Below are 9,709 nucleotides of genomic sequence, written 5' to 3' on the forward strand. Positions count from 1 at the left end.
CTCTCGCCGAGTCTTTATTCAACTGTCTGTTTTATAAGGCTCTATCGAAAAGTGGTACCCGGTTTGTATAGTGCTGGTGGGATTAGACCCAAGGCAGGCTCAGCCCTTGTCTTGTGGATTTATTTGAAATTTCATGTGATATTGAATGCAAGTGGTGCCCCAGGCACCCGGCACAATAACAATCACAATCACCAGGTGGACCCATGATGACGAAGCAGACAACGATCCAGACCCTGACTCCCCGGCGCCTCGTCCGTGTCACTTGCCTCGGCGCCTTCCTGGCCGGTTCGCTGGCGATGACCCAGGCCCAGGCGAGCGATATCACCCTCAACTACGCCTTCTTCGCCCCGGCGCAGACCTTCCCCGCGGTGCAGATGGAACGCTGGGCCGAGGAGCTGCATCGACGCACCGATGGCCGGGTCACGGTCAACACCTTCCCGGGCGGCACCCTGCTCACCGCCGGCAACATGTATGACGGCGTGCAGAGCGGCGTCGCCGATATCGGCCTCTCCGCCACCTCCTACGAGCCGGCGCGCTTCCCGCTGATCAACCTGGCCGGCAACCTCACCGGCATCGAGGTCGACTCCACGGTGGCCAGCCAGGTGGTCTACGACCTGATCCAGGAGTTTCCCGCCGACCAGCTGGGCCTCGCGGACTTCAAGGTGATCACCGCCTTCACCTCCGAGCCCGGCTACCTGCATAGCCGCACCCCGGTGACCTCCCTCGAAGAGTTACAAGGCCAGGAAATTCGCGTGCCCGGTGACAGCACCGAGGTGCTGCGCACCCTCGGCGGCGTGCCCGTGGGGCTGTCGCAGGCCGAGACCGGCGAGGCCCTGCAGGCCGGCGTGGTCGACGGCTATGTGGGCTCCCGGGAGACGCTGATGGACCTGCAATACGCCCGCAGCGTCCAGTACGTCACCGACTACCCGCTGACCAATGTGGTCTTCGTCGCCGCCATGAATCGCCAGCGCTGGGAGTCGCTGCCCGAGGACGTGCAGCAGGTGATCGACGAACTGGGCGCCGAGATGGCCCACTTCGCCGGCGATTACCTGGACAGCCATATCGAGACCTCCCTGGCCTGGGCCGCCGAGAATCACGGCGTCGAGACCCTGTCGCTGAGCGACGAGGAGGCGGTGCGCTGGGCCGAGCAACTGGCGCCCATCAACGAGGCGCGCCTGGCCCAGGTGGCCGAGATGGGGCTGCCCGCCCATGAACTGCATGAGCGCATGCTGGAGTTGATCGAGAACCATCGCCAGCCCTGAGGCGTAACGGGGGCAGGACCCGGCGACGCCATGTCGCCGGGCGTGATCGACGCAGCGAGGCACTCGACCCATGCATAGACTCAATCTCCTGATCAGCCGCGGCCTGCTGTTCGTGGCCGGGGTGGCCCTGCTGGCCATGGTGTGCCTGGTCACGGCCAATATCGTGATGCGCCAGGTGGCCTCTTCCTTCGGCGGCACCACCGAGATCGTCGGTTGGCTGACGGCCGTGGTGGTCTCCCTCTCCCTGGCCTATGCGCAGCTGCACAAGGCCCATGTGGAGCTGGATATCCTGGTGGCACGCTTTCCTGGGCGGCTGCAGGCGCTGCTGCAGGCCCTGGTGGCCCTGGCCAGCCTGCTGTTCTTCACCATGGTGGCCATCAAACTCTGGGAGTACGGCTACAGCGCCATGCAGCGGGGCATGGTCTCCCAGACCCTGCGCCTGGTGCTCCATCCGATGATCTATCTGGTGGCCCTGGGTTTCTCCGCCTTCTGCCTGGTGCTGCTGGCGGATTGCCTCGGCGCGCTGAAGCGCCTGGTGGTGACGCAACGAGTGGTGATGACATGAGCATGGTTTCGATGGCACTGGTCGGCATCGTGGCGCTCTTCCTGCTGATCCTGCTCAGGATGCCGATCAGCTTCGCGATGTTTATCGTCGGCTTCTTCGGCATGCTGCATATCACCAGCCCGATGGCCGCCTACAACATCATCAGCTCGGGCATCTGGGAGCAGCTCTCGGCCTACTCGCTGAGCGTGATTCCGCTGTTTATCTTCATGGGGGAGCTGCTGTTCCGCTCGGGAATCACCGAGAAGATCTTCGCCTCCGCCTATGCCTGGATCGGTCATCGCAAGGGCTCCATGGCCACCACGACCATCCTCAGCAGCGCCGGCTTCGCCGCGGTCAGCGGCTCCAATACCGCCACGGCGGCCACCGTCGGCACCATCGCCCTGCCGGAGATGAAGAAGTTCGGCTACCACCGGGCACTCAGCGCCGGCAGCGTGGCCACCGGCGGTACCCTGGGGGTGATCATTCCCCCCAGCGCGGTCTTGATCGTGATCGCCCTGCAGGCGGAGCTGGCCATTCGCGACTTGTTCATCGCCAGCATCGTGCCGGGCCTGATCCTGGTGGCCCTGTTCGTGATGACCATCAGCTACCTGTGCCACCGTCGCCCCGAGATGGCCCCCGTGGGCGAGCGCTCCTCCTGGCGGGTGCGCCTGGCCTCCCTCAAGGGGGTGCTGGAGGTGGCGGCGCTCTTCGCCTTGGTGCTGGGCGGTCTCTTCGCCGGCTGGTTCACCTCCACCGAGGCCGCCGCCGTGGGCTGTGTGGGCGCCCTGGCCATCGTGGCCCTGCAGCGACGCCTGACCCTGGAAGTGCTCCAGGCGGCCCTGGCCAATGCCCTCAAGTCCTCCGCCATGATCCTGATGCTGGTGGCCGGGGCGGTGATCTTCGGACGCTTCCTCACCGTGACCCGGCTGCCCTTCCTGGTCGGCGAGTGGGCCGCGGCCCTGCCGCTGCCGGCGGTGTTGATCATGGCCTGCGTGCTGCTGATCTACGTGATCGGGGGGGCCCTGATGGATGCCATGGGCTTTCTGATCATCTCGATTCCGATCTTCTTCCCGGTGGCCCTGGCGCTGGGTTACGACCCCATCTGGTTCGGCATCATGGTGTGCATCGTCACCAGCATGGGCGCGATCACGCCGCCGGTGGGGGTCAACGCCTTTATCGTCAAGAGCCTCGATCCGGAACTCGGCTTCGGCGATATCTTCCGCGGCGTCGGCTACTTCATGCTGCCCTACCTGGCCTGCATCCTGCTGCTGCTGGCCATCCCGGAACTGGTGCTGTTCGTCTTGTAGGGGAGGGGAAGTCGTATGCATCCATCGCGTCAGAAAATACTTGAAATTTCATGTGAAAAAGAAGGAAGGGGTGAGCCATGACCTCGGTGATCGAAGCCCTCGCCCTGGGCCAGGGCCCCAAGCGGGTGGTGGTCAAGGACAGCATCGATATCGCCGGCTACCCGACCCGGGCCGGCTCGGCGGCCCTCGCCGAGGCGCCACCGGCCGAGCGCCATGCGGAGATCGTCGAGCGCAGCCTGGCGGCGGGCTATCGCCTCGTCGGCAAGGCCAACCTCCACGAGCTGGCCTTCGGCATGACCGGCCTCAACGCCTGGACCGGTACCCCCGAGAACCCGCGCTTTCCCGAGCGGATTCCCGGTGGCTCCTCCAGCGGTTCGGCGACGGCGGTGGCGGCGGGGCTGGCCGAGGTGGGCATCGGTACCGATACCGGCGGCTCGATCCGCCTGCCGGCGGCCTGCTGCGGCCTCTATGGCCTCAAGCCGAGCTTCGGGCGCCTCGATCGTCGTGGGGTGATGCCGGCGCTCAGCAGCCTCGACTGCGTCGGGCCCATCACCGCCGATCTCGAGGAACTGATCGCTTTTATGGCGGCGGTGGATCCGCGCTTCGTCATCCCGGCGACCCAGGACCTTCCCCGGGTGGCTCGACTGCGGGTGACCGCCGACGACGCCATCCAGACCGGACTGGACGCACGCCTCGACGCCTCGGGGCTCCCCATTGCCCCGGCCAGCCTGGCGCTGCTCGACGAGGCCTATGGGGCGGCCATGGCGGTGATCAACCGCGAGACCTTCGACGCCTGCGCGGCCTGGGTCGATGACGCTCGCCTGGGCGCCGATGTGGCCAAGCGGTTACGGGCGGCGGGGCAGACCAGCGACGCCGAGCTGCGCGAGGCCGAGGCGCTGCGTCGCGCCTTTACCGCCGAGGTGGATCGACTGCTCGAGACCCACGATGCCCTGGTCTTGCCGACCCTGCCCCATGCGCCCCTGACCCGGGCGGCGGCGGAGGCCGGCGAGCAGGACCTGACGATTTCCGCGCTGTTGCGGCCCTTCAACCTCTCCGGACACCCCGCCCTGACCCTGCCGCTGGCACCCCGGGCGGGGTATCCGCTGGCGCTGCAGCTGGTGGGGCGGCGCGGCGATGATGCCGGCCTCTGTCGGGTCGCGCGTCTCCTGGCCGGAGCCCCACGGGCGAACGCCACCGAATAAAACAACAGGAGTTGCTTATGCATAGCACCGTCGACAAGTCCCAGTGGGGCGGGGAAGCCCGCTTCGATGCGCTGCTCGCGGCCATTCGCCGGCGCCGCGGGGAGTTCGAGGCCCAGCGCCATATCTCCCAGGACATCATCGAGGAGTTCCAGGCCATCGGCGTCTATCGCGCCATGGTGCCCGCTAGCTACGGCGGTGACGAGAAGTCCCCCGCCGAGTTCCTGAAGATGGTCGAGGCGATCTCGGCGGCGGACGGCTCCGCCGGCTGGGTGGCGAGCTTCGGCATGAACCCCGCCTACCTGGCGGCCCTGCCGCCGGAGACCATCGCCGAGGTGTGGAAAGACTCCCCCGACGTGGTCTTCGCCGGTGGCATCTTCCCGCCTCAGCCCGCCGAGCGGGTCGATCGCGGCTTCCGTATCAAGGGGCGCTGGAAGTTCGCCAGTGGCTGCATGGGGGCTTCGCTGTGCGGGGTGGGCATCCTGCCCGACGAGGAGGGGGCCCTGCCACGCATGGCGGTGCTGCCCCGCGACCGGGTGGCGATCGACCCGACCTGGGACATGCTGGGCATGGTGGCCACCGGCAGCCACGACCTGGTGGTCGAGGATGCCTATGTGCCGGAGGCCTGGACCTTCGTGCGCGGCGGCAAGCCCACCATCGAGGCGCCCTTCTTCCGTTACCCCTCGCTCTCCTTCGCCGCCCAGGTGCTGGCGGTGACCACCCTGGGCCTGGCCCGGGAGGCGCTGGACATCGTTCGCGCCATGGCCGGCGGGCGCAAGTCGGTGACCGGCGCTCCCAACCTGGGCGAGCGGGAGTATGCGCAGATCGCCCTCGGCAAGGCCGAGGCCAGGGTGCGCGCCGCCCGCGCCTTCTTCTACGACAGCACCGAGGCCGCCTGGGCGGCCATCGAGGCCGGGGGCGAGCCGAGCCGCGACCAGGTCAACCTGCTGCGTCTCTCCACCACCCACCTGACCCAGGAGTGCGCCGGGGCGGTTCGTGACGTCTACCAGATCAGCGGCATGACCGGGGCCGACAACGGCCACCCCCTGTCGCGGATCCTGCGCGACTCCCAGCTCTGCACCCAGCACGCCTTCATGGGCGAGATCACCTGGAAGAATGCCGGCGCCATCTTCTTCGGCCATGAGCCCCTGCCGGGCTACCTCTAAGCGACGTTATCCACACCGACTCAACGGAGATCACCCCTATGCATCGCGTACTTTTCTGCATCGGCATCAACCAGAATTTCATGGACGCCCCCGCCGAGGAGGGCAAGCAGGTCTGGCAGGCTTTCAGCCGGATGATGCAGGGCATCGATGAGCTGCCCGGCGTCACCATCCTGGGAATCATGGACGACGACCGCATCATGGTCGGCCCGTCCGCCACCGCCCCCTGGACCGCCTACATCATGGCCGACGTCCCGGACTACGAGAGCGTCGTCGCCGCCTGCAACTTCTTCCGCACCACCCCGGTGGGGGACGGCACCTACAAGCTGTGGAAATACGCCCGCGTCGAGGCCCGTATCGGCCGCGAACTGGTCGTTCCCGACTAGGGAGTGACCGCGCCTGCCGACCCGGACCATTCGACAAGGAGACGACAATGAACAAGCTGATCGATATCGAGAACATCACCGCCGACCCCGGCCACCTGGTGGAGGAGGGGCGTATCCACAAGCGCCTCTACTCCGATCCCGCCATCTTCGAGCAGGAGCTGGAGCGGATCTTCAACTCGACCTGGGTGTGGGTGGCCCACGAGAGCGAAGTGGCCGAGGCCGGCAGCTACAAGACCGCCTTCATCGGTCGTCAGCCGGTGATCGTCAGCCGCGACCGCAAGAAGAATATCCATGTGCTGCTCAACCGCTGCCGCCACCGGGGCGCCACCGTCTGTGAGGGCAAGAAGGGCAAGACCCGCGCCTTCACCTGCCCCTATCACGGCTGGGGCTACTCCCTGGATGGCGAGCTGCGCGCCATTCCCAAGGCCGAGGAGTACGAGGGCGTCATCGACAAGCAGGAGTTGCCGCTGGAGCGCCTGCGCCACGAGTCCTACCGGGGCATGATCTTCGCCACCTTCAACGAGGAGGCCGAGCCGCTGGAGACCTTCCTGGGCGGCGCCAGGAAGTGGATCGACCTCTTCATGAAACAGTCCGGCGGCTATCCGCTGCAGGTGCTCGGCGATCACCGCTTCCGCTTCCCCGGCAACTGGAAGATCCAGCTGGAGAACACCACCGACGCCTACCACTTCCCCATCGTCCACAAGTCCTTTATCTCCTCGCTGGATGACCAGACCTCCGAGGTCTTCGACTTCCTCGACGGCGAGGGCTTCGTGGAGGATCTGGGCAATGGACACAGCGTCATGGTGATGATTCCCGAGCTGGTCGACCTGGAGGCCAACCTGGACGACCCCATCCCCGAACGCTTCGCGGAGCTGGCCGAGGCGCTGCGCGGCGAGGGCCATGAGGAGGCCGAGGTGCGTCGCCTGGTGCGCGCCGTGGGCGGCACCGGCTTCAACCTCAACCTCTTTCCCAACGTGGCCTGCTCCATGGCCTTCTTCCGGGTGCTGACCCCGATCAGCGTCGAGGAGACCGAGATTCACCACGTGGCCATCGGCGGCGCCGGGGCCCCGGCACCTTTCAATCAGATGCGCATGCGCCTTCACGAGCACTTCCAGGGCCCCATGGGCTTCGGCACCCCGGACGATGCCGAGGGCTGGGAGCGGGTGCAGAAGGGTTCACTGGCCGGCCCCGATGGCTGGATCCTGGTCAATCGTGGCCTCAAGCGCATGGCGCCCTCCGCCGACGGCAACCCGGCCGGAGCGGTCTGCTCCGAGACCGGCATGCGCGCCGCCTACCAGATGTGGAAGCGACTGATGACCGACGAGGCAGGGGAGTAACTCACCATGGCAGACAGCATGTTTCAGCAGGCGATCGACTTCATCAACCGCGAGGCCGATCTGCTCGACCACAAGGCCTACGCCGACTGGCTGGGACTCTGGGAGCGCGACGGCAAGTATGTGGTGCCGGTGGATATCCACGAGACCGACTTCGCCAATACCCTCAACTTCGCCTACGACGATCACGCCATGCGCGAGATGCGGGTAGCGCGGCTGCAGAACGGCGAATCGGTCTCCAGCGAGGCCCAGGAGGGCACGGTGCGCAGCCTGTCGCGCTTTCGCCTGCTGGAGGAGAGCGACCAGGAGATCCGGCTGCGCTGCGCCATGTTCCTCAGCGAGGTGCGCCTGGCCAAGCCGCTGCTCTACCCCGCCAACGTGGAGTACCGGCTGACCAAGACCCCCGAGGGACTGCGCCTGCACACCAAGGTGGTGCGCCTGATCAATGCCGGCCATCACCTCAACACCGTCGCCTTTATCTTCTGAGGCCCTGCTGAGGAGAGGCATATGCAACCGATCGCCGTGATCACCGGCGCCGCCCAGGGACTGGGCCGCGTCATCGCCGAGCAGCTGCTGGCGGATGGCTTTTGCGTGGCCATCACCGACCGTGACCGGGAGGGCGCCGAGCGCCTGGCCCGGGAACTCGACCCCACGGGCGAGCGGGCCCTGGCCCTCGCGCTGGACGTGACCCGCAAGGAAGACTTCAGCGCGGCCCTGGCGGCGGTGGAGGCGCGCCTCGGTGTGCCCACCGCCCTGGTCAACAACGCCGCCATGACGCCCACCACGCCGGTGATGGAGATCACCCCGGAGGAGTTCGACGCCGTGGTGGCCATCAACCAGCGCGGTACCTTCTTCGGCTGCCAGGTGTTCGGCGACTACTTCGCCGGCCGCGGCCATGGGCGCATCGTCAATATCGCCTCCCTGGCGGGGCAGAACGGCGGCACCGCCTCCGGTGCCCATTACGCCGCCAGCAAGGGCGCCATCCTGACCCTGACCAAGGTCTTCGCCGGCCAGCTGGCGGCGGCCAATGTCACCGTCAATGCGGTAGCGCCGGGTCCCCTGGACCTGCCTTCGGTGCGTGCCGCGGTGCCCGCCGACAAGCTGGCGGGTATCGTCGAGCGGGTGATCCCGGTCAAGCGCCTGGGCAACCCGGCCTTCGTGGCCAAGACCGTGGCGCGGCTGCTGGGCGATGAGGCCGACTTCGTCACCGGGGCGACCTGGGACATCAACGGCGGCATCTACATGCGCTAGCCACCCGGCGGCGAGGAGCGAACCATGACACAAGAGACCCTGACCCTGAGCGTCGCCCGGCGTCGCGACCACACCGACGAGATCGCGGTGCTCGAGCTGGTCGCCGCCGACGGCTCCGCCCTGCCGCCCTTCGAGGCGGGGGCCCATATCGACCTGCACCTGGGCGAGGGGCTGGTGCGCCAGTACTCCCTGAGCAATGCCCCCGCCCAGGGCGATCGCTATCGCCTGGGGGTGCTCAATGACCCCGATTCCCGGGGCGGCTCCCGGGCGGTGCACGAGCGCCTCCATGAGGGCGTCGAGGTCACGGCCAGCGCGCCGCGCAACCACTTCCCCCTGGATGCCTCGGCGGGGCACAGCCTGCTGGTGGGCGGCGGCATCGGCATCACCCCGATGATCGCCATGGCCCATGCGCTCCAGGCCGCCGGCCGCTCCTTCGAGCTGCACTACTGCTGCCGCTCCCGGGACAAGGCCGCCTTCCTGGACGAGCTCGAGGCCACCTTCGGCGAGGCCCTGGTGCTGCACTGCGACGACCAGGGGCCGACGCAGCGCCTGGATATCGAGTCCCTGCTTGCCGCCCAGGGCGACGACGCCCACCTCTACGTCTGTGGCCCCTCGGGCTTCATGGACTGGGTGATCGGCGCCGCCGGCGAGGCGGGCTGGCCGAGCGGGCGGGTGCACTTCGAGTACTTCAACGCCGAGGTCGACACCAGCGGCGGCGCCTTCGAGGTGGAGGCCGCGGCCAGCGGCGTCACCGTGCGGGTGGAGGAGGGCATGTCCATCGCCCAGGCCCTCAAGGCCGCCGGGGTCAAGGTGGACGTCTCCTGCGAGGAGGGCGTCTGCGGCACCTGCATCTGCGATGTGCTGGAGGGCATTCCCGACCACCGCGACCACTTCCTCAACGACGAGGAGAAGGCCGACAACGACCAGATGGCGGTGTGCTGCTCGCGGGCCAAGAGCGAGCGCCTGGTCATCGATCTCTAGGAGGAACCGCCATGCCCACCGTTCACGTCTACATGATGTCGGGTCGTACCCAGACCCAGAAGGAAACCCTGATTCGCCGGGTGACGGATGCCGTCATGACCTCCGTCGATGCCCCCGAGGAGAACGTGCGGGTGATCATCAGCGAGATCCCCAAGGGCGACTACGGCATCGCCGGCACCACCGGCGAGAAGCTGGGACGCTGACGCCGGCCCGACAACAGCACTGGAGGATGGCCGATGAGCCTTGATACGAGAGATTTCCGCCGCGCCCTGGGCAAATTCG

General features: G+C 67.3%; 11 protein-coding genes. All 11 read left to right on the forward strand.

All coding sequences use genetic code 11. The features are described 5' to 3' along the window. Positions 1–206: 206 nt before the first annotated feature. Positions 207–1,262, forward strand: coding sequence for a TRAP transporter substrate-binding protein (locus IHD13_RS09965; protein ID WP_195860892.1), 1,056 nt, complete (start codon positions 207–209; stop codon positions 1,260–1,262). A gap of 70 nt (positions 1,263–1,332) precedes the next feature. Continuing rightward, a complete protein-coding gene (locus IHD13_RS09970) occupies positions 1,333–1,827 on the forward strand; it encodes a TRAP transporter small permease (RefSeq protein WP_195860893.1) in 495 nt (164 codons plus the stop codon). Continuing rightward, positions 1,824–3,113, forward strand: coding sequence for a TRAP transporter large permease (locus IHD13_RS09975; RefSeq protein WP_195860894.1), 1,290 nt, complete (start codon positions 1,824–1,826; stop codon positions 3,111–3,113). The genes IHD13_RS09970 and IHD13_RS09975 overlap by 4 nt, the downstream gene beginning before the upstream one ends. A gap of 77 nt (positions 3,114–3,190) precedes the next feature. Continuing rightward, positions 3,191–4,315 carry an amidase gene (locus IHD13_RS09980; protein WP_195860895.1) on the forward strand — a complete coding sequence of 375 codons (1,125 nt, stop codon included), beginning with the start codon at positions 3,191–3,193 and terminating at the stop codon, positions 4,313–4,315. Between the two features lie 17 nt (positions 4,316–4,332). Further along, positions 4,333–5,478, forward strand: coding sequence for an acyl-CoA dehydrogenase family protein (locus IHD13_RS09985; protein ID WP_195860896.1), 1,146 nt, complete (start codon positions 4,333–4,335; stop codon positions 5,476–5,478). 38 nt (positions 5,479–5,516) lie between these two features. Beyond that, complete coding sequence (locus IHD13_RS09990) at positions 5,517–5,861, forward strand: IacB protein (protein WP_195860897.1); 345 nt, start codon at positions 5,517–5,519, stop codon at positions 5,859–5,861. Positions 5,862–5,908: 47 nt separating this feature from the next. Further along, entirely contained in the window at positions 5,909–7,198 is a 1,290-nt protein-coding gene (locus IHD13_RS09995) for an aromatic ring-hydroxylating oxygenase subunit alpha (RefSeq protein WP_195860898.1), read from the forward strand. A gap of 6 nt (positions 7,199–7,204) precedes the next feature. Continuing rightward, complete coding sequence (locus tag IHD13_RS10000) at positions 7,205–7,681, forward strand: aromatic-ring-hydroxylating dioxygenase subunit beta (protein WP_195860899.1); 477 nt, start codon at positions 7,205–7,207, stop codon at positions 7,679–7,681. A 21-nt stretch (positions 7,682–7,702) separates the two neighbouring features. Then, positions 7,703–8,446, forward strand: a complete 744-nt coding sequence (locus IHD13_RS10005) for an SDR family NAD(P)-dependent oxidoreductase (protein ID WP_195860900.1) — start codon at positions 7,703–7,705, stop codon at positions 8,444–8,446. Positions 8,447–8,470: 24 nt separating this feature from the next. Continuing rightward, positions 8,471–9,427 carry a PDR/VanB family oxidoreductase gene (locus tag IHD13_RS10010; protein WP_195860901.1) on the forward strand — a complete coding sequence of 319 codons (957 nt, stop codon included), beginning with the start codon at positions 8,471–8,473 and terminating at the stop codon, positions 9,425–9,427. Between the two features lie 11 nt (positions 9,428–9,438). Then, a complete protein-coding gene (locus IHD13_RS10015) occupies positions 9,439–9,630 on the forward strand; it encodes a 2-hydroxymuconate tautomerase (RefSeq protein ID WP_195860902.1) in 192 nt (63 codons plus the stop codon). Positions 9,631–9,709: the final 79 nt, after the last annotated feature.

Source organism: Halomonas sp. 328 (assembly GCF_015645095.1).
Classification (GTDB): Bacteria; Pseudomonadota; Gammaproteobacteria; order Pseudomonadales; family Halomonadaceae; genus Bisbaumannia.